This is a genomic window from Serratia sp. Z4 (genome assembly GCF_009900725.1).
GTDB lineage: Bacteria > Pseudomonadota > Gammaproteobacteria > Enterobacterales > Enterobacteriaceae > Serratia > Serratia nematodiphila.
Genome location: NZ_JAAABD010000002.1, coordinates 526,347 through 545,554 on the forward strand (window position 1 = coordinate 526,347; position 19,208 = coordinate 545,554).

16 protein-coding genes are annotated in these 19,208 nt (G+C 59.6%); 5 read left to right on the forward strand and 11 right to left on the reverse strand.

Annotated elements, in window-relative coordinates; all coding sequences use genetic code 11:
* Nucleotides 1–612 precede the first annotated feature (612 nt).
* The gene (locus tag GT753_RS10375; protein WP_004934679.1) at nucleotides 613–2,007 is read right to left on the reverse strand and encodes a NarK family nitrate/nitrite MFS transporter; all 1,395 of its coding nucleotides are present in this window, start codon (nucleotides 2,005–2,007) and stop codon (nucleotides 613–615) included.
* A gap of 349 nt (nucleotides 2,008–2,356) precedes the next feature.
* Here GT753_RS10375 and narX point away from each other — a divergent pair, with 349 nt between their 5' ends.
* Both narX and narL read left to right on the forward strand, forming a co-directional pair.
* Nucleotides 2,357–4,141 (forward strand): nitrate/nitrite two-component system sensor histidine kinase NarX, encoded by a 1,785-nt coding sequence (narX, locus tag GT753_RS10380; protein ID WP_015378206.1) that lies wholly within the window; start codon nucleotides 2,357–2,359, stop codon nucleotides 4,139–4,141.
* Between the two features lie 10 nt (nucleotides 4,142–4,151).
* Entirely contained in the window at nucleotides 4,152–4,802 is a 651-nt protein-coding gene (gene narL / locus GT753_RS10385) for a two-component system response regulator NarL (RefSeq protein WP_004934684.1), read from the forward strand.
* Here the strand turns inward: narL and GT753_RS10390 are convergent.
* A complete protein-coding gene (locus GT753_RS10390; RefSeq protein WP_160125574.1) occupies nucleotides 4,799–6,310 on the reverse strand; it encodes a YchO/YchP family invasin in 1,512 nt (503 codons plus the stop codon). The genes narL and GT753_RS10390 overlap by 4 nt on opposite strands.
* Nucleotides 6,311–6,738: 428 nt before the next feature.
* On the opposite strand from GT753_RS10390, the gene GT753_RS10395 reads away from it, so the two are divergent.
* A complete protein-coding gene (locus GT753_RS10395; RefSeq protein WP_160125575.1) occupies nucleotides 6,739–7,407 on the forward strand; it encodes an A24 family peptidase in 669 nt (222 codons plus the stop codon).
* On the opposite strand, the gene GT753_RS10400 is transcribed toward GT753_RS10395, so the two are convergent.
* From GT753_RS10400 to GT753_RS10430, 7 genes are all read right to left on the reverse strand, one after another.
* A complete protein-coding gene (locus tag GT753_RS10400; RefSeq protein ID WP_160125576.1) occupies nucleotides 7,404–9,014 on the reverse strand; it encodes a hypothetical protein in 1,611 nt (536 codons plus the stop codon). The two genes, GT753_RS10395 and GT753_RS10400, sit on opposite strands and share 4 nt — an antisense overlap.
* 220 nt (nucleotides 9,015–9,234) lie before the next feature.
* The gene (locus GT753_RS10405) at nucleotides 9,235–10,809 is read right to left on the reverse strand and encodes an ABC transporter substrate-binding protein (protein WP_004934699.1); all 1,575 of its coding nucleotides are present in this window, start codon (nucleotides 10,807–10,809) and stop codon (nucleotides 9,235–9,237) included.
* Nucleotides 10,810–10,941: 132 nt separating this feature from the next.
* Nucleotides 10,942–11,613, reverse strand: a complete 672-nt coding sequence (locus tag GT753_RS10410; RefSeq protein WP_015378211.1) for an ABC transporter ATP-binding protein — start codon at nucleotides 11,611–11,613, stop codon at nucleotides 10,942–10,944.
* Complete coding sequence (locus tag GT753_RS10415; protein ID WP_004934707.1) at nucleotides 11,610–12,452, reverse strand: ABC transporter ATP-binding protein; 843 nt, start codon at nucleotides 12,450–12,452, stop codon at nucleotides 11,610–11,612. The genes GT753_RS10410 and GT753_RS10415 overlap by 4 nt, the downstream gene beginning before the upstream one ends.
* A complete protein-coding gene (locus GT753_RS10420) occupies nucleotides 12,442–13,311 on the reverse strand; it encodes an ABC transporter permease (RefSeq protein WP_015378213.1) in 870 nt (289 codons plus the stop codon). The genes GT753_RS10415 and GT753_RS10420 overlap by 11 nt, the downstream gene beginning before the upstream one ends.
* Entirely contained in the window at nucleotides 13,308–14,363 is a 1,056-nt protein-coding gene (locus GT753_RS10425; protein ID WP_004934713.1) for an ABC transporter permease, read from the reverse strand. The genes GT753_RS10420 and GT753_RS10425 overlap by 4 nt, the downstream gene beginning before the upstream one ends.
* A complete protein-coding gene (locus tag GT753_RS10430) occupies nucleotides 14,363–15,931 on the reverse strand; it encodes an ABC transporter substrate-binding protein (protein ID WP_015378214.1) in 1,569 nt (522 codons plus the stop codon). Before GT753_RS10430 ends, GT753_RS10425 begins: the two co-directional genes overlap by 1 nt.
* A gap of 279 nt (nucleotides 15,932–16,210) precedes the next feature.
* Here GT753_RS10430 and GT753_RS10435 point away from each other — a divergent pair, with 279 nt between their 5' ends.
* Together GT753_RS10435 and GT753_RS10440 are read left to right on the forward strand one after the other, a co-directional pair.
* The gene (locus tag GT753_RS10435; RefSeq protein WP_075685195.1) at nucleotides 16,211–16,858 is read left to right on the forward strand and encodes a hypothetical protein; all 648 of its coding nucleotides are present in this window, start codon (nucleotides 16,211–16,213) and stop codon (nucleotides 16,856–16,858) included.
* Nucleotides 16,848–17,039 carry a hypothetical protein gene (locus GT753_RS10440; protein WP_015378216.1) on the forward strand — a complete coding sequence of 64 codons (192 nt, stop codon included), beginning with the start codon at nucleotides 16,848–16,850 and terminating at the stop codon, nucleotides 17,037–17,039. The genes GT753_RS10435 and GT753_RS10440 overlap by 11 nt, the downstream gene beginning before the upstream one ends.
* Before the next feature lie 45 nt (nucleotides 17,040–17,084).
* Here the strand turns inward: GT753_RS10440 and cbl are convergent, their stop codons facing one another.
* Together cbl and GT753_RS10450 are read right to left on the reverse strand one after the other, a co-directional pair.
* Complete coding sequence (cbl, locus tag GT753_RS10445; RefSeq protein ID WP_004934716.1) at nucleotides 17,085–18,038, reverse strand: HTH-type transcriptional regulator Cbl; 954 nt, start codon at nucleotides 18,036–18,038, stop codon at nucleotides 17,085–17,087.
* Between the two features lie 302 nt (nucleotides 18,039–18,340).
* Nucleotides 18,341–19,036, reverse strand: a complete 696-nt coding sequence (locus tag GT753_RS10450; RefSeq protein ID WP_021504033.1) for a gamma-glutamylcyclotransferase — start codon at nucleotides 19,034–19,036, stop codon at nucleotides 18,341–18,343.
* Nucleotides 19,037–19,208 lie beyond the last annotated feature (172 nt).

Below are 19,208 nucleotides of genomic sequence, written 5' to 3' on the forward strand. Positions count from 1 at the left end.
TTCCGTTTATCCAAATGACTCTTTTTCCCTGTTGGCAACATGGATTTCTTTCATGGTTACCGTAAAATTCAAATGAACACCTCATTGATTTAAAAAGAAAAAACTAACCATGTTGTTCGATTGTTAATCGAATGAAATTGTGAAATTTCATTCTTATCCGTGAATTCATTGTGTTTTCCCACCTAATCTGATTGTCAGATAGACTACAAAAAGCCGAAAAAAACAGAATGAGAGTTATCTGATTTAACCCCGTTGCACATTCCACTCGGTGTGTGCTGCATCTAAGACAAAATCCTATTACTGATTTTATAACAATCGCACTAATTATGCTTTGCCCTCCCGGAAATTTCATTTAATCTGCGAAATGACATTAACGTCTTAATGTAAGAATACTCTCAATAAAACGAAAAAAACGTGCAAATAATATAATCCGTTTTGGCGAAAACATTCTCACATTGAGAGATAGTGCTATAAAAAAAGAAAAAAACGGCAAGCAAAGATGAGAATTTTACCTAAAGACAGAAAATTTCACTGAGGAGGCGAGGAGAGATGACTCGGAATGAGAGAAATATCCCTCCCGTGGCGGGAGGGATTGAGAAAGCAGTTTGATACTCAGGCCTTTTTCTTGCGGCCATACACCGCCCAGGTGATGACCACACACAAGATATAGAACACCAGGAATACTTTCATTGCCCCCGCCGGTGAGCCGGTCAGCGCCAGCGAGGTACCGAATGCCTGGGGAATAAAGAAGCCGCCTGCGGCGCCGATCGCCGAGATAAAGCCCAATGCGGCGGCGGAGTCCGTCACCGCTTCACGCTGTGCGCTCTCGTCACTGCCGCCGGCCGCTTTCACGCGATCGACAGTGATTTTACGGAAAATGACGGCGATCATTTGGAAAGTCGATCCGCTGCCCAGCCCCGCCGTGAGGAACAGCACCATAAAGATGCCGTAGAAGGCGATGAACGAACCGCCCTCGCCCGCCGTCGGCAAGGTCAGGAACAACAGCGCGGCGAACACGGCCATCACCACAAAGTTGATCAACGTCACCCGCACGCCGCCGAAACGGTCAGACAGCGCGCCGCCGACCGGCCGCGCCAGCGCCCCGAGGAACGGCCCGAAGAAAGCGTAATGCAGGATCACGACCTCCGGAAATTGCGTCTTCGACAGCATGGCGAAACCGGCGGAGAAACCGATGAAAGAACCGAAGGTCGCGAGGTACAGCAAACTCAGCATCCACAAATGCCCACGTTTGAGCACTGGCAGTTGCTGGCGCAGCGATGCCTTGGCCGCCGCCAGATCGTTCATGCCGAACCAGGCCGCCAAGGTGGCAACCAGCAGGAACGGTACCCAGATCCAGGCGGCGTTTTCCAGCCACAGCTGCCCCCCTTCTGCCTGATCTTGCGCCGTGCCGCCAAACAGACCAAACAGGCTGAAAGAGATCGCCAGCGGCGCGACCAGTTGCATGACGCTGACACCCAGATTCCCCAACCCGCCGTTGAGACCCAACGCGCCGCCCTGACGCGCTTTCGGGAAGAAGAAGCTGATATTGGCCATGCTGGAGGCAAAGTTGGCGCCCGCAAAACCGCACAGCAGAGAAATGATGACGAACACGCTGTACGGCGTGCTGCTGTCCTGCACCGCGAATCCCAGCCACAAGCACGGCACCAGCAGGAAGCAGGTGCTGATAGCGGTCCAGCGACGGCCGCCAAACAGCGGGATCACGAAGGAATACGGCACGCGTAAAATAGCGCCCGAGACCGACGGCAGCGCTGTCAACAGGAACAGTTGATCGGTGGAAAAGTTGAAGCCAACCTTGTTCAGGTTGACCGCCACGGCGCTGAACAGCATCCAGACGCAGAAGGCCAGCAGCAGACAGGGAATGGAAATCCACAGGTTGCGGGTGGCGATGCGATGGCCACGCTGCTGCCAAAAGGCGCTGTCTTCAGGATGCCAATCCTGAATCAGCGCACCGGTTTTCTTTGATGAAGGCGTTGCAAGTTGCGACATAAAAACCTCAGACACGGGGGATTATTCCGACACCCTAGGGGGCGGCCCCGGCGGCAAAGTTGATGTATATCAACCCGAATGCAAGTAGTTGGCGGCACAAATAGCGCCTTCATCCCCTTAGGGGTACGTTCCGGATAAAAATTAAATCATTTATAATCAATAAATTATAATGAATCACTTCGTCGTCCTCACCGCTTCGCCGCCCCACTGGAAACTAATGGGTACTTCATTCGAGGTATGGGGTTATGCTCAGGGATAATCAAAAATACGGCTGAATCGTGACTTGTTTACCCCGTCGCCGCCTTCGCCCCTGAGCTTCAGCGGCGCCAAATGCCAGGAACCCGCGCTTATGAAACGCCTGTTGGCCCCGCTTTCGATCGTGAATCAGGTCGCCCTGCTGATGTTGCTGTCGGGCATTCTGGGCGTGGCCGGCATGGGGATTTCCGCCTGGATGTCGCAAAGCATTCAGGGCAACGCGCATGCCATCAACAAGGCCGGCTCGCTGCGTATGCAAAGCTACCGTCTGCTGGCGCAGGTGCCGCTGGATGAACGGCATGAAGCGTTGATCCGCGAACTGGAGCGCGACGAAAACAGCCCCGACCTGCAGCGTTCGGTGGAACAGGAAGGGTTGACGCAACCTTTCGACACCTTGCGCGACTACTGGCAACAGACCCTGCAACCTCGCCTGCGTAGCGCGCAGCGCCCGGCCGACGCCGCGCCGCAGGTGGCGCACTTCGTGCAGCTGTTGGATAAGCTGGTCTCGGATATCGACAGGCAAACCGAGCGCCGCCTGCTGATGGTGACGCTGGTGCAGGCCGGCTTTATCGCGCTGACCCTGCTGCTGCTGATCGGCACCACCTGCTACCTGCGCCGCCGGTTGCTGCATCCGTGGCGGCAGCTGGTGGAAATGGCGTTGGCGGTGGGCCGCGGCGACTTTAGCCGCCGCTTCGCGCAGCGCGGCCATCAGGATGAAATGGCGTCGCTCGGCGGCGCGTTGAACACCATGTCCGACGAACTGTCGGCCACCTACAGCGGGCTGGAGCAGCGCGTAGCCGAGAAGACCGCGGACCTGCAGCAAAAAAATCAGATGCTGAGCTTCCTCTATCGCGCCAGCCGCCTGCTGCACGCCAGCGAGCCATTGTGCAGCCGCCTGACGCCGCTGCTCAACCAACTGCAAATCCTGACGCCGCTGCGCGCCATTCAGGTGCGGCTGTATGAAAACGACAGCCGGGAGCCGCTGCTGCAGCTGAGCGGCAACCAGCCGTTGCGGCCGGAGCATTGCCATAATCCGGTGTGCAGCGCCTGCCTGCACGACAGCGACCGCCAGCATCCCGACAACCCGTCGCTGAGCTGGAGCCTGAGTGACAAACTTGGCGACTACGGCGTGATCGTGGCGCAACATGCGCCGCAACAGCCGCTGAACGATGAGCACCGCCAGCTGGTCAACACTCTGGTGGAGCAACTGACCAGCGTGCTGGCCATCGAACGTCAGGTAGACCACCAGCAGCAGCTGATGCTGATGGAAGAACGGGCGGCGATCGCCCGCGAGCTGCACGACTCCATCGCCCAATCGCTCTCCTGCCTGAAAATGCAGATCGCCTGCCTGCAGATGCAAGGCGAAACGCTCTCGTCCGCCAGCCAGGCGCTGGTGCAGCAGATGCGCGAAGAGCTGAACGGCGCCTATCGCCAGCTGCGCGAGCTGCTGACCACCTTCCGCCTGCAGCTGACCGAACCGGGCCTGCTGGCGGCGCTGCAATCGACGGTAGCGGAGTTCAATCCCAAACTGGGCCTGAACATCAGCCTCGATTACCAACTGGGGCCGCGCACGGTGCCCGCCTACCAGGCCATTCATCTGCTGCAGATCGCCCGCGAGGCGCTCAGCAACATCCTTAAGCATGCCGCCGCCAGCGAGGTGAGCATTCAGGTCATCAACAAACGGGGTGAAGTGACCCTGAGCGTATGCGACAACGGACGCGGCCTGCCGGCCGAAACATCCCGCCCCGACCATTACGGCTTGATCATCATGCGCGATCGCGCCAAGAGCCTGCATGGACGTTGCGACATTTTACCGCGCAGCGGCGGCGGCACCGAGGTGCGAGTCAGCTTCACGCCGGATAACCACGCCATCGACTAACGGAGACACCATGACGACAGAAACCGCCGCCACCATCTTACTGATCGACGACCACCCGATGCTGCGCAACGGCGTAAAACAGCTGATTGGCATGGACGCTCGCCTGCAGGTCATCGCCGAAGCCAGCAACGGTGAGCAAGGGGTCGCGCTGGCGGAGCAGCACGATCCGGATCTGATCCTGCTCGACCTCAACATGCCCGGCATCAACGGGCTGGAAACGCTGGATCGTCTGCGCCAGACAGACCTGTCGGGGCGCGTTGTGGTGTTCAGCGTGTCCAACCATGAAGACGACGTCGTCAGCGCACTCAAACGCGGCGCCGACGGTTATTTGTTGAAAGACATGGAGCCGGAGGATCTGCTGAAGGCGCTGCATCAGGCGGCGGCCGGGCAGATGGTGCTCAGCGAAACGCTGACGCCGATCCTCGCCGCCAGCCTGCGGGAAAACCGCCCCAGCGCCGATCGCGATATTCAGCAATTGACGCCGCGCGAACGGGATATTCTGAAGCTGATCGCCCAGGGGCTGCCGAACAAGCTGATCGCCCGCCGCCTGACCATCACCGAAAGCACCGTCAAGGTACACGTCAAACACCTGCTGAAAAAGATGAAGCTAAAATCCCGCGTCGAGGCCGCCGTGTGGGTGCTGCAGGGCAAAAACGGTTAGTCGCCGCCGTACAGCGGCCCGGTTTGCGCCGGGATCGGCGGCGGCGTCAGGGTTTTGATCGGCGGCAGGCCCGCGTCATCACCGGCGGTCGCCGTCAGCGGCGGCGCCACTTTCAGCTCTATCCAGTTGGACGTCACGCGCTGCTGTTTATCGTCCTCCAGCGTGACCGATAGCCGGTAGCTGTTGGCGGCGCCCGGCGCGTCGTCCCACGGCGGCACGATCGCCGTCCAGCCCTGCGGATCGTTGGCATTGTGCGGCGGCGTCAGGCTCAGCGCCTGCGTATCCCCCTGCCAACTGACGTGAGAAATCCCGTTCAATGCCTTGATTTCCAGCACCAGCGGCACGGTTTCCCCCGCCTGCAGGCTCCACGGCGGCGTAGCGAGGAACACCTGCAGCGTTTTACGCTGGCGGAACTCCAGCACCGGCACGTTCTTGCGTTCGATAGGATCGTAGCGGCTGCCGCGCAGCGACTTGGCCTGCGCCACATACTCCGGCGAAATCTGCTTCACCAACGGCACCCCGAGCCGATAGCTCAGCGCCAGCTCGATCTGATCCTGGCTCTGCCCGCCCGCGCCAATCTTATGCAGCGCCTTCATCGTCACCAGCGGCACCGGGGTGTAATTGAGCCCCAGCTGCATCGCGCGCGGATCGTTTTGTTTTTTGCCGCTGCCGAACAGATCGACATTATCGCCGAGATACTGCTCATAGCTGAGCGAACCGCCGATCTGGCGATAAAACGGCAGATAGCCTTGCGTCGTGATGTCGTAACCGCGCGCCGGACGGCTGAAAAACACGCCATCGCCAGACTTTTGCGCCAGCGCCGACAGCGGGTAGTAATAGTTGGTGGAGAAACGCAGGTAGTCTCCCCAGGCCTCCGCGCCGACGCTGCCGCGATTGCGCTGCCGGGCGAAATCGCTGTCGAGCGCCGTGTTGTACCCCAGCAGCCAGTCACCGGCGATCCAGCGCTGCCCCAGCGCGAAATTACCGAGCGCCCCGGCGCTTTGCTGCAGCCAGCCGATCTGGCTGTAGGTCAGCAATCCGTCGACGTCGTACAGCGGGCTGAATAACTGCCCGTTGCTGCCGGTAAAGTCCCCCTCACCGGTCATCTTCAGCGATAATCGGGCGGTGCCCAGCGGCGACAACAGTTCCTGCGCCTGCTGTTGCAGCGCGCCGGTCGCCTGGCCCAGCAGATAATCCTCGGCGCGGCTGCGCATCTGCTGACGGGAAACGTTATTCAGATCTTTTTCGCCGAACTGCTTGGCCATCTCGGCCCACTGCTTCTCGCGCGCGGCGTCATCGGGCGCGCCGCCCAGTTCGGGCAAATTCGCGGCCGGATCTGCGGCGGCCTGTGCGGAAGAGACAACGCTCTCCGGCGCCGGCGGGGATTCGGCGCAGGCGGGCGCCGCGCCGGCCAGCCACACCAGCGCCCCGGCCAGCCACACCGCCTGGCGGCTGTGCCAGCGTCGTTTTTTGGTTTTGATGAGTCCCGCCTGAATTTCGTCTTTCATGGCACCGTTGGCCCCCTCCCTCCTGGAGCAGGCCAACCCACTGCTTTGCTGTCGCCTTTCCCGCGGCAGATCTGGAAACCCTACGCCCCGTCCAGGCCGGGGCGCCTCTCCCTTAAAGCCTAACGGCTTGACGAACAGAAACAATAGGATAAACCCCAATCACTCTCCAGTGACGCCGTCACTTACGCCCTTTACCGATCCATTCCGGCCGCCAGGTGAATTCACACCATTTCAGCACCGATTTTGCCGATAAAAAGCGCAACAACCCGCTGTTGCGCGCCTCCGCGCATGACATTGCCTCACTCTGCAATACGTGAAGTGGCGATGCGTACAACTGCGCATTCCTCACAGCCCACCGCATTTCACCCCGATGAAATACGCATTTTGCCGTTATTTTAAACATCTATTTCACGACTTATGGAGCTCCGATGTTTCTTTCCTTACTGTGGCCCGCGCTGTTTTTCACCGCGCTGCTGTCGGCAGGTGTGGTCGCCTTCGCGCTCATCACCCGGTTGGAGCGAACGGCGGCCGGGCGCGCCAGCCCACCGAAATTGCGCCGCCGTAGCCTGCTGCTGACGGCCTTCGGTTTGGCGTTGACGACGCTGCCCTTCGACCTGCCGGCAGCACACCGGCTGTGGTTGCCGCCGGCCGCGGCGCTGCTGATCGCCCTGGCCTGGCTAGACTGGCGCCACCGGTGGTTGCCGGACCGGTTAACCCAGCCGCTGCTGTGGGGCGGGATGCTGTGCAATCTTGACGCTCGCTGGGCGACGCTGGGCGACGCGGTTATCGGCGCCGCCGCCGGCTACGGGGGGTTGTGGCTGCTCAACGCGCTTTATCGGCAGGTGCGGCGGCGTAACGGCATCGGCCAGGGTGATTTCAAACTGCTGGCGGCGCTGGGCGCCTGGCTCGGTTGGACGATGCTGCCGCTGCTGGTCTGTCTGGCGGCCATGTTCGGATTAGGCATGGCATTGACGCGCGGCCGCCGCAACCGCCGCGCCTGGCGAACGCGGCAACCTTTCGGCATCGCCTTGGCGGCCGCCGGCTGGCTGTTGCTCTTGATGGACGCCGGCCAGAACGCGCCGGCGTTATTCGGTTAGTTCTTCAGTGTCTCGATCAGCCGATTGAGCAATCCTGCCACTTCCGCAGTGCTGGCCGTTGTCGGATTGGCCAGTGGCTGGATCACTGCGAGCCTGGTGGTGGATAACACCTCATCGCTGCGGATTTCCAACGCATCGGCGGGTGGCGTGCTCAATGAAACGCCGTCCGGCCGCCAGTAGCTGCCGCGCGTAGTCTGCACCTGATAACTGCCAAAGCCGAAATCTTTCTCGACGCGGTAATATATTTCGCAGCTTAACGGCCCGGTGCGCCGCAACATAAAGGCGCCTTTCGCGCTATAGCTGCCTTTATTGACGACAAAGGCGGTCGCCTGCGAAGACAGATCGAACGTGATATATAAATCGCACGCCAGCACCTTGGTGCTTACGCCCTGTTGAAGAGTAATGCGCGTTGTAGGTTGCCGATCCGGCGCGGTCAGGGTGCCTAAAAAAGTCCACGATTGCTGTTTCGAGATATTGCGCGGCAAATGGTTGCTGGTGGCGCAAGGAGCAATTCCCCGCTCGCCCAGACTGTACATCGCTTCGACCCCGTTTAAAAACGACGTAACGTCGACGGTGCTTTTGCCGGCCACCGGAACGCCGCCGTTGTATACGTTACTGAAGGTTACCTCGGTATTGTTGCTGCAGGCGGCGATCGCCGCCGGGAACGGCGTCTTCGAACCGCTGTAAAGAGTCAACTGACCGATGTCCCAACGAGATTCGTTGATGAATCGGCACAACACGCTCCCGCTCTCCACATTCTGCGCGTCCTGGATATTGATATTGCCTATCGTGCCCTGGGCAAAGTTGGTGGACAACACGCTGATATTGGCGGCGCGCTGCGTGTTGCGGTTCTCGCAGCCCAACGAATTGATCGTGCCGTTAAAATCTTTGAACGAGTAGATATCGCCGATGCAGTCATCCGCAGCCAACGAGCCGATAGTAGAGTAAAACCCTGAAATTCTGAACGCAGTCCCCTTGGCGCGAGCGGCGTAGAGGCCGTCTATAAAATTGGTGGTGCCGGACTTGTCCATCCACAGCACCCCATCGCCCGGGCGATTGGCGTTTGCCTCCATCTGCACGTTCACCAGCCAGTTAATGAACATGTCGCCCGAGACAAACAGCGAATAACCGCCGACCTTGGTGTAGATGTCGCGAATATCAAACTTCGTCATATTGCGATCGCTGAACCACACGCCGTGAGTGTCGTCTACGCCGGTATCATCCCGCAACGTCAAGCCGTGCAGCGTCAGATTGGCGAAGCCTTTCACCACGATCACCGCTTTCTTCGTTTCGCCCTGTTCGTTGGTGTAACTGCTGTCCGCCGTCTTGACAATTTTGGTCGCCCGTCCCAATCCGACCACCCGCAAACCGATGCCGCCGTAGATGTCCGTTGTCGTCTGAATGAGTACGTGTCCGGCGACCGTATACACCCGCTTCCCAAGGGACAGCGTACCGCCGGCTTGCAGCGCCGCCGCCGCCGCTTTGTTGATCGCCGGCCCCCAGTTGCTTCCGTCGCTGTCCTGATAAAACTGTTCCGGCGTAACAACCTCACCGGTGGCGATCAAGGTTGCTGCGCGCGCTCCTGAAGCGTTTTCGTTATTGTCCATAATATCTCCTGACGTGATGTGTCCGCATCATTGCGGACGGCCGCGGTGAAAGGCGTCAACAACGCCGCCTTTCAGTGCCAATCTATCACCGTCATATGAGCGCGTTATGAAATTTCATTTTATTTCACCCTGACAAAACATCTCGCGATCCGAGGTAGCAATAGCCAGCGATTTCACTCGCCGTTGGCCTTTGGTGCGACAGAAAGCTCGGACAGGCCCGCTACTTGCTGACCCGATCCAGATACAGCATGCTGTTGGCGATATCCAACCGGGCACCTTCGACGTTGTCCCGCAATGCCACCAGCGTTTGCCCCTGCAGCGCCACCACATACGGCGAACTGGCCTGCAGTTCCCGTTGCAACGTGACGTAACGTGCGCTGCGCGCGGCGCTGTTCCCTTCCGCAGCCGCGGCGCGCGTTTCCGCGCTGATGGCGGGAATGTTCCACTGGGTGCGCCAGGCCAGGGTTTTCGGCCCACCGGGCACGTTATAGGCAAAGGCGCTGGCGTTGGTGTTCGGATCCAGGTAGTCGGCGCCCCAGTAGGTGAAGATCGCCTGAAAATCGCGGCCGCGCATCTTGCCCCACAGATCGCTTTCTACCACCGGATGGATATCCAACCGCAGCCCGGCCTGCGCAAAACTGGCCTGCAGCGCCTGCGCGATGTCGGTATACGGCGGTTGGTTGATGACGATAAGATCGATGCGCGTGCCTTCAGCGATGCCGGCATCGCGCAGGATCTGTTTGGCTTTGTCCACGTCGAGCTTAAACGGCCGATCGTCGAGTGCCCCGTCCAATCCCTGCGGCAAGAAGGCCTGATGCACGCGATATTGCCCTTTCAGCAGTTGCTCGGCGATGCTCTGATAATCGACCAGCCAGCGCGCCGCCTGCCATAACGCCGGATTGCCCAGCGCCGGATTGTCTTTGCTGCCGGTGTTGAAACCGAGGTAATAGATCCGGGGCGCATCGGCCTGCTCGATGCGCACGCCAGACGCGTTACGCAGTGAGTCGAACTGGTCAGCCCCCAGATCGTAGGCCACGTCGGCATCCCCTTTCAGCAACAGCAAACGGCGGGTACCGGCGTCGCTGACGTTCTTGAACAACACCGTTTTCAACCTTGCCGGCGACGGAGCGTAGTCATTACGGCCAAACAGCAGCGCTTCATGCGGCACATAGTTGTTCACCCGATACGGGCCGCCGCCGGCGGAATGGCTGCGCAGCCAGCCGTTACCGTAGTCCCCCTGCTGCGCGTGCTCGTTCAACAGCTTTTCATCCACGATCGAAGCCACATTCGCCGTCAGCAGCCGCAGCGCCAACTCGCTGCCGATGTTGGCGGGCCAACTGAGTTGCACCTGGTTATCTCCCACCTTCTTCAGCTGTTGCTCAACGTTATCCGGCGTCCAGCCAAACTCGCCGAGAATAAACGACGGCGCCTTGTTCAGCTTCACCGCGCGAACCAGCGAAAAAATCACATCTTCTGGCCGCAGTGGGTTGCCGGAAGCGAAACGCTGCTGCGGTTTCAGGGTAAAGGTCAGGCTGCGGCCATCGGCGCCCGCTTGCCAACTGCCTGCGGCGTCCGGCGCCAGCTTTTGCGGCGCGGCGCGATCCGGCGCCACCAGGCGCTGATAGAGGTTGACCAGATTGGCCGAACTGACGGTTTCAAAGCTCTCCGCCGGATCGAGGCTGATAATGCCCTCCAACGAACTGACCACTACCAAGGTATCCTGCGGGGTGGCAGCCTGCGCACCAAAAGCGGCCGCCAGCGCGCCATACAATAAGGTTGGAATTAACCGTTTCATCGATACACTCTCCACAATCACGCGGTTACGCTGTTTTTCGAGTGTAGGGGGTAAGAATTAACAGAAGAACGACGATAAATTGCTTTATTTATTACCAAGATGGATATGCCCGCCGCGTTGGCGGGCACAGGTTTAAATGCTGATGCGGCCGTGCGCCATTGCCACCGAACGATCGCACATATGGTCAATCACGTCCGCATCGTGGCTGACCAGCACCATGGTCAGATCGCCCGCCTGCTTCAGCTCGTTGAGCAGATTGAGGATCTCCGCCTGCACCGACATGTCCAACGCCGAAGTCGGTTCATCCAGCAGCAACAACTTAGGCCGCAGCAACAATGCGCGCACGATCGCCACGCGCTGCCGCTGGCCGCCCGACAGCTGATGCGGGTAGCGATCCAGCAGGCGCGGATCCAACCCCACCTGGCGAAAGCCCGCGCTGATCTTGCGTTCGATATCGCTTTCCTGCAGCAGCTTGAGCGGCTCCGACAGCGTACGCAACAGCCGGTGCTTGGGGTGTAGCGAAGCATAGGGATCCTGAAACACCATCTGTACCTCACGCCGCAGCTCGCCGGTAAATGCCTGCCCCGGTTGCAGCCGCCGCCCCAGCAGCTCAAAACCGCCCTGCCAGCTGCCATTCAGCCCGGCCAGCACCCACAGCAACGAGGACTTGCCGCAGCCGGAAGGCCCCACCAGCCCGAAACACTCACCCGGTTCGATGTGCAGGTTAACCTCATGCACCACGGTGCGCAGCTCGTAGCCCTGGCGGTGACTGACGCTCAGGTTCTCCAGTGCGATTACGCTCATTTCAACGTCTCCAACAGCGCGCGGTCCAGCACCGGCAGCGGTTTGCCGCGCGTCTCGCGGCTCGGCCGGCACGCCCACAGCGTGCGAGTGTAAGGATGCGTGGCCTGCGCCAGCTCTGCTGCCGGCAGTTGATCCAACAGCTCGCCTTTGTACATCACCAGCACCCGCTCGCAGTGGTGCGCCACCTGCTGCAAATCGTGGCTGATCAGGATCAGCCCCATGTTGCGTTGCGCCACCAGATTGTCTATCAGTTGCAGCACCTGATCGCGCATCTGGTGATCCAGCGCCGAAGTCGGTTCATCGGCAATCAACAGCTGCGGATCGTTGATCAACGCAATGGCCAGCATCACCCGCTGCCCCATGCCGCCGGAAAGCTGATGCGGATAACGGCCCCACAGCGCCGCCGGATCGGGCAACCCCACCGCCGCCAGCATCTCCAATACCTTTTCACGCCGCTCGGCGCGGCTCAGCTTGGCATGCAGCACCAGCGGCTCCTCCACCTGACGGCCGATCGGCTGATTGGGATTCAGCGCATGTTTGGGATCTTGCATCACCATCGCCACCCGGTCGCCGCGCAGGCGGCTCCACTGGCGTTCGCTCAGGCGCGTCAAGTCTTCATCGCCCAGCGTCAGGCGCTGCGCCTGCAGCTGCAACGGCGGCGGCAATAGCCCCATCAGCGCACGCGCGGTCAACGACTTGCCGGAACCGGACTCGCCGACCAGCGCCAGCCGCTCCCGCCCCATGCTGAACGAGATATTCTTCACCAGCGCCGCCGGCTGCGGCCCCGGCACGCCGATCGCCAGCCGTTCGACGGTCAATAAAGTGTTATCAGTGCCCATGACGAGGATCCATTTTGTCGCGCAGGCCATCGCCCAGCAGGTTAAACGCCAGACTGGCGAACAGGATCGCCCCGCCTGGTGCGGCGGCGACCCACCATTGGTCGAAAATCACTTTACTGCCTTCGGCCACCATCGAACCCCATTCGGCGGTCGGCGGCGCGACGCCCATGCCGAGGAACCCCAGACCGGCGGCGGACAGGATGATGCCGCCCAGGCTCAGCGCCGCACGCACCACCGCGCTCGGCAGGCATAAAGGCAAAATGTGGCCGACCATCAGCCGCAACCCGTTGATACCCTGCATGCGCGCCGCCGCCAGGTAGTCACTGCGGCGCAGCGCCAGGGTTTCGGCCCGCGCCTGGCGGGCAAAGGCCGGCCAGCTGGTCAATGCCAGCGCCAGCGCGCCGTTCATCAGCCCCGGCCCCATCACCGCCACGAACGCCAGCGCGATCACCAGACTCGGCAGCGACAGGAAAATGTCGGTCAGACGCATCAAAATGCGCTCGACCCAGCCGCCGAGGTAACCGGCGCAAATGCCGACCAGCAGGCCGATGGGAATGGTCAACACCAGAATCAGCGACACCAGGATCAGCGTCGGCCGCGCGCCGTAAATCACGCGGGAGAGCAAATCGCGGCCAAAGCCGTCGGTGCCCAGCCAATGTGCAGCCGAAGGCGGCAGTAACCGCAATTCGATATGCTGCAGATTGGGGTCGAAAGGCGCCAGCCACGGAGCCAGCAGCGCGGTGACAAGCAGGATCGCCACCAGCGCCGCGCCCAGCGTCAGCGTGGTCAGACGCCGACCGCGGCGGTCACCGACGGCTGGCTCGCTTTGCGGTTCGTGTTCAGAGAGATATTGGCTCATCGAGTTCGCGGATCCACTAAATAGGTCAAGGCGTCGGCCAGCGCATTCAACAGCACGAAACAGGTGCCGATCAGCAGCGTGGCACCGAGGATCGCCGGCGTGTCGGCAGCAAACAGCGCCGAGGTCAGGTAACGCCCGACGCCGGGCCAGGCGAACACCGTTTCGGTCAATACCGCGCCCTCCAGCAGGCTGGCGTAGGAGAGAGACAGTACGGTGATCAGCGTGCCAAGCACATTGGGAAACACATGGCGCAGCAGAATGCGCAGGCGGCCGGCGCCCTTGGAACGCGCCAGCGTCACGTATTCCTTGTTGCACTCTTCCAGCATCGCCGCCCGCAGCAGCCGGGTAATGCCCGCCATCGACAGCAGCGCCAACGCCACCACCGGCAGCCACAGGTGGCCGATGGCGTTGTAGAACATTTCACGATCGCCGGACAGCCAGCTGTCGATCAACACGAAACCGCTGCGCGGCTCCATGCTGTACAAGTAAATGTCGTCCAGCCGCCCCGGCCCCGCCGACCAATGCAGCGTGGCGTAGAACAGCAACAGCCCGAGCAGGCTCAGCCAGAAAATCGGCACCGAATAACCGATCAGCGACAGCAGACGCGCCGCGTTATCCAGCCAGCTGCCCGGTTTGAGCACCGCCAGAAACGCCAGCGTAATGCCGCCGAGGGCGCCGAGGATAATGGCGCAGGTGGCCAGCTCCACCGTCGCCGGGAAGGTACGCAACAGATCGCTCAACACCGGCTGCGCGGTAATACGCGAAATGCCCAAATCACCGTGCGCCAGGTGCACCAGGTAACGCCAAAATTGCACCGGCAGCGGCTGATCCAACCCCAGCTCGTGCCGCACCTGCGCATAGGTGGCTTCGCTGGCGTGATCGCCCGCCACCTGCAGCGCCGGATCGATCGGCGCCAGGTGCGACAGCATGAAGGTGAACAGCAGCAGGCCGAGCAACGTCAGCGCCAGAGACAGCGCGCCGCCGAGCAGCCGCCCGCCCCAGCGCCAATACCGCCGGGCCGCCCCGGCGCCGGCGGACAGGTCAGCGGCCATTACTTGCTGACCTTGCTGTAGAACACCATGTCAGGGTTGATGCCCTGCACATAGCCCTTGAGGTTGTCACGCACCGCAATCAGGCTGCGCGCCTGCAGGCCGATGACAAACGGCGAGCTTTGCTGCACCTGTTTTTGCAGTTGCTGGTAGTCTGCCACCCGTTTGGCGGTGTCGTTTTCCGCAGTGGCGGCCAGCGTCAGCTTGCTCAGCGCCGGGATCTGCCAGTTGGCGCGCCAGGCCAGCGTCTTGCTGCCGTCTTCCGGGTTGTAGGCGAAGGCGGCGGCGTTGGTGTTAGGGTCGAAGTAATCCGGCCCCCAGGAGGTCAGCGTCGCATCGTAGTTAAGCGCTTTCACCTTGGTGGAGACCTGCGAACTGATGCCCGGCACCAGTTCGACCTTCACGCCGCCCTGAGCAAAACTGGCCTGCAACGCCTGAGCAATATCCAGATACGGCGGCTGATTGTTGACGTCCAGGCGGAAACTGACGTTGCTCAGCCCCGCCTTGGCCAGTATTTCTTTGGCTTTCTGCGGATTGAAGCTGTACGGCCTATCTTTGAGCGCGCCCAGATAACCGTCCGGCAGGAATGCCTGATGGCTCTGGAACTGCCCTTTCAGCAGATCGTCGGCGATGCCTTGATAATCGAACAGCCAGCGCGCCGCCTCCCAGAACGCCGGATTGCCGAGCGCCGGCGACGCCTTGGCGTTGAACTGCAGGAAATAAAGCGAAGCATAAGGAATAGCCAGCGGTTTGACGCCCGGCTTGCCCTTCAGAGCCGCCATCTGGTCTGCCCCCAGGTTGCGTGCGATATCGGCATCGCCCTGCTCGATCAGCAAACGGCGCGCCGCCGGATCGGGCACGTTTTTGATCAGGATGGTTTTCAGCGTCGGCGCCCCTTCCGGCGAGCCCGGGTTGGCGTCCAGCACCACCACTTCGTGCGGCACATAGGTGCGGATTTTGTAAGGGCCACTGCCGGCGGAGTGGCTGTTCAACCATTGATGCCCCAGATCGTCGCCCTGCTGGTGCGCCAGCGCCTCTTTGGCGTCGACGATCGAGGATACCGGCGCCGACAGCAGGCTGAGCACGAAGGCCGGGCTGACGTTCTCACTCCAGCTGATTTTTACCGTGTGCTCGTCCACCTTGCTCAGGTGTTGCTCCACGTTCTTCGCGTTCCAGCCCAGCTGCGTCAGGATAAACGACGGTTCGAGATTGAGTTTAACCACCCGTGAAAGCGAGAAGATCACGTCTTCCGGCCGCAGCGGATTGCCGCTGGCGAACCTGGCGTCCGGGCGCAGGCTGAAAGTCAGGCTGCGGTCGTCGGCGCCGGCCTGCCAGCTGCTGGCCAGGGTTGGTTTAAGATCGATGGGATTGTGCGGATCTGACTGGATCAGACGTTGATACAGGCTGTTGAACGACTGCACCGTGGTTAACTCAAATCCCTGGGCCGGGTCAAAGCTGACCACGTCATCGATAGATTGCGCGATCACCAGCGTGTTGGCCGGCGTCGCCGCCTGTACGTTAACGCTGGCCGCCACGGCCAAAAACAGCAAAGAAGGAACGAGCGCTTTCATCTGAAACTCTCCAAGCGGATGGAATTTATAATAATTTTGCGAGTGTATGCGAGCACGATCGGCAGCTGAAGGTACTTAAATCACTATAGATATTCTTTTTATGTATATAGATGGGATTTTGATTATTAGGGCAAGGATTGCGCGGCCGATCGCACTCTCGCGACACGTCGCGGCAATTGCCTACTGTCTTTGCAGCACGATTCGCAGCGATGAAAGTCGGGGTTTGAGTCTGTTTCATCGGGTGACTAACGTGAGCTCAGTCACCCAAAGGACGGGCAAATGGCAAACCATCCATCAGAAAATGGCTGCTCACTCCTGCATGAGAGAGCGATAGAGCAAACGCTGGCAGACATGAACAGCGTGCTGCTTGAGTCGAATCTGTTTATGACTCGTCTGACGGTACAAGACCGGCGCTGGCAAAAAGGCAGAAAAAACGGCCATACGTTAAATTGGCGCTCTCTGTTTAAATATCATGTCCAAATGCCGATGCGTTTCGCTTTTGTCTACCGGCAAATAGCCAGCCCGCTGAGCCGCGCCGGCTTTTGCCTGTGCCGTTATCTCCAGGCGGAGAACGTTATCGAACTTGTCGCGCTGGAGAATTTCTCCCTGCGCGAAACGCAACATCCCCTGAAAGGCAATATGCTGCGCAACTGCTTGCAGGCGCTATATCTGTATGGGCTGAACCTGCAAGAGCAGGGGCTGACGCCGGCGTATCCGCCGGACATACTTATCAGCCACGCCATTAATCATCGCGTGTTAGCACTGTATACACGTCAGGCCGCCTTTGAAGTAATACCCGGCACCATGACATGTAAAACCAGCTTCAACGCACTGAAAAAGTACATACAATCGCTGGAAAAATACGGTGCCAGATGTGATAAGGTGCGTATAAATAACGAGCAGCAAGGAAGCCAAAATGGAAAATAAGGATCTGACCGACCCCACGCTCTCCATTCAAGAGCAAAAACGCATCGCCATCGAGATTTTACGTCAATACCATCGCTGGGAGATGGCTAACCCACGTCCAGCCGAAGAACTCCCGGAATGGGAAGCCATCGGCCCGTTCAGAAAAAGCAAGCGTCACCTTATCGAACGTACCGATGACTGACCATGCATTAGCCCGCGAGCGATCCTGCAGGGCAATCCCGTGTTGTTAAATCTGGTAGTCAATCACCGCATCCAGCTGCGACGAGAACACCTTGTCTTTGATTTCGGTCAGCGACAACGTCGGGTTGCACAGCTGAATAAAGCGCCAGGCATAGTTGCGCTGCAGTTGGCTGCGTTTCAGGCCCAACCAGACCGTATTGGGTTCAAACAAATGCTCGGCGTTGAGGCTGACCAACCCGCGATCGCGCTCTTTTTCATACGACATGTCCGCCAGCACGCCCACGCCCAACCCCAGCTCGACATAGGTTTTAATCACGTCGGAATCTTGCGCGCTGAGCGCGATGTCCGGCGTCAGGCCCGCTGATTTGAACGCCGCATCCAGCTTCGCGCGGCCGGTAATGCCCTGGCGGTAAGTGATCAACGGCAAGGTGCTGAGCATCTCCAGCGTCACCTGCGGCTGCCGCGTCAACTCGTGCCCTTCCGGCACCAGAATGGTGTGATGCCATCGGTAGTAGGGGAACGCCGCCAGCGACTCGTCGCTCATCAGCCGTTCGCTGGCAATGCCGATATCGGCTTCACCGGCGGCCAACATCGAAACGATCTCCTCCGGGCTGCCCTGATTGAGCACCACCCGCACCCGTGGATAAAGCGCGCGAAACTCTTTGATCACCCCCGGCAGGCTATAGCGCGCCTGGGTGTGCGTCGTCGCGATATGCAGCTGCCCCGAATCGTTGCTGCTGAAGACATCCGCCAGGCGACGGATGTTGTTCGCGTCGTTGAGAATCCGTTCCGCTACCACCAGCAGCTCTTTGCCGGGTTCGGTCATGCCCAACAGCCGTTTGCCGCGGCGAATGAATATTTCGATGCCCAGCTCTTCTTCCAGCTCGCGAATATGCCGGCTAACGCCGGACTGCGAAGTAAATAAGGTATTGGCGACCTCGGTCAGGTTGTAGTTGCAGCGCGCCGATTCTCGAATAATTTTTAATTGTTGAAAGTTCATTCCCGTCTCCCTGTTACTTGCAGTAGCGTCTGCCATATTGATACGGAGTCCTGCGGGGCTGAACAAATAAGAAATAACCTTTACTTATGCAATTTAATGCTAAGTGAATTATTTATCGTGGCTCTCGGGGGGTGAGGACGGGGGAAAATGATGAATGGCTTTAAAAATAATGAGATAAATAACCATACAAATAAAGAGCCTTAAGTCATCATGCAGAATAAAGTTATTAAATAGAGGTATTAGATATATGAAAAAGGGCTCAGCATGCTGAGCCCTTAAGTGTCTGCTGCCCTGCTAACGCCTCAGGCGGTAGCCTCAGCCCCGAAAGCGCCAGGGCGGTTCTGTTGCAACCACTGCTGTACATAGCGCACCAGATCGCCGATGCAATCATCCTGCATGCCGTGGTGTTTCAGCTCGTTATCCAGCGCAAACAGGTATTGCGCGTTGGTACCCAGCGGGCCGCTGGCGCTGGCGATCAATGGCGCGATCACCTGGTGGCTGGTGTCTGCTTCAAACAACGGGTGCTGCGCGTTCATCACGAACACCAGCGCCGTGACGGTCTCTCCGCCATCCAACTGCAGTTCACACCAGGTCGGCACGTAGCAGTCGGTCACCATTTCGCGCTTCCAAAGCAGCTCCAGCTCTTCACGCAGCTTACCTTCCGGCAGACGAAACGCCAATCCGGTGGTCTGACCGCCCTCTTTCAGCGCCAGCATGCGCCCCGGCTGATGCAGCGTGCCGCGCCCGGCGGTCAAACGCATGCAGAACGCCCGATGCCAGCCCTGCAGCATGGCGGGCCGCACTTCTTCAGATTCGAAAACCGGATTCCACATCAGCGAACCGTAACCGAATACCCATACCGGGCTGTGATCCGGCCGGCGCGATAACGTGCATTCCAACGAGGCTGCGCGCTGTTCAGGCGTCAGCAGCAGCGACTCCTCAATAGCGCCAAAGGCGGTTTTGCAATCCGCTTTTTGCAGAAAATCTCGCGTTAACACTGTTACAACCTCCCGGGAATACGATTTCTCGTCCTCCCTCGCCACTACTGAACCTTTGCAATTTTATTTTTTGGTGCGGAATTTTATTAATTCAATAACCGCGCCGATTAATAATGACCATATTCTTTTCCCGCCGCGCAATCAAGTTGCAAAGCGGCGTTAACGTGGAAAA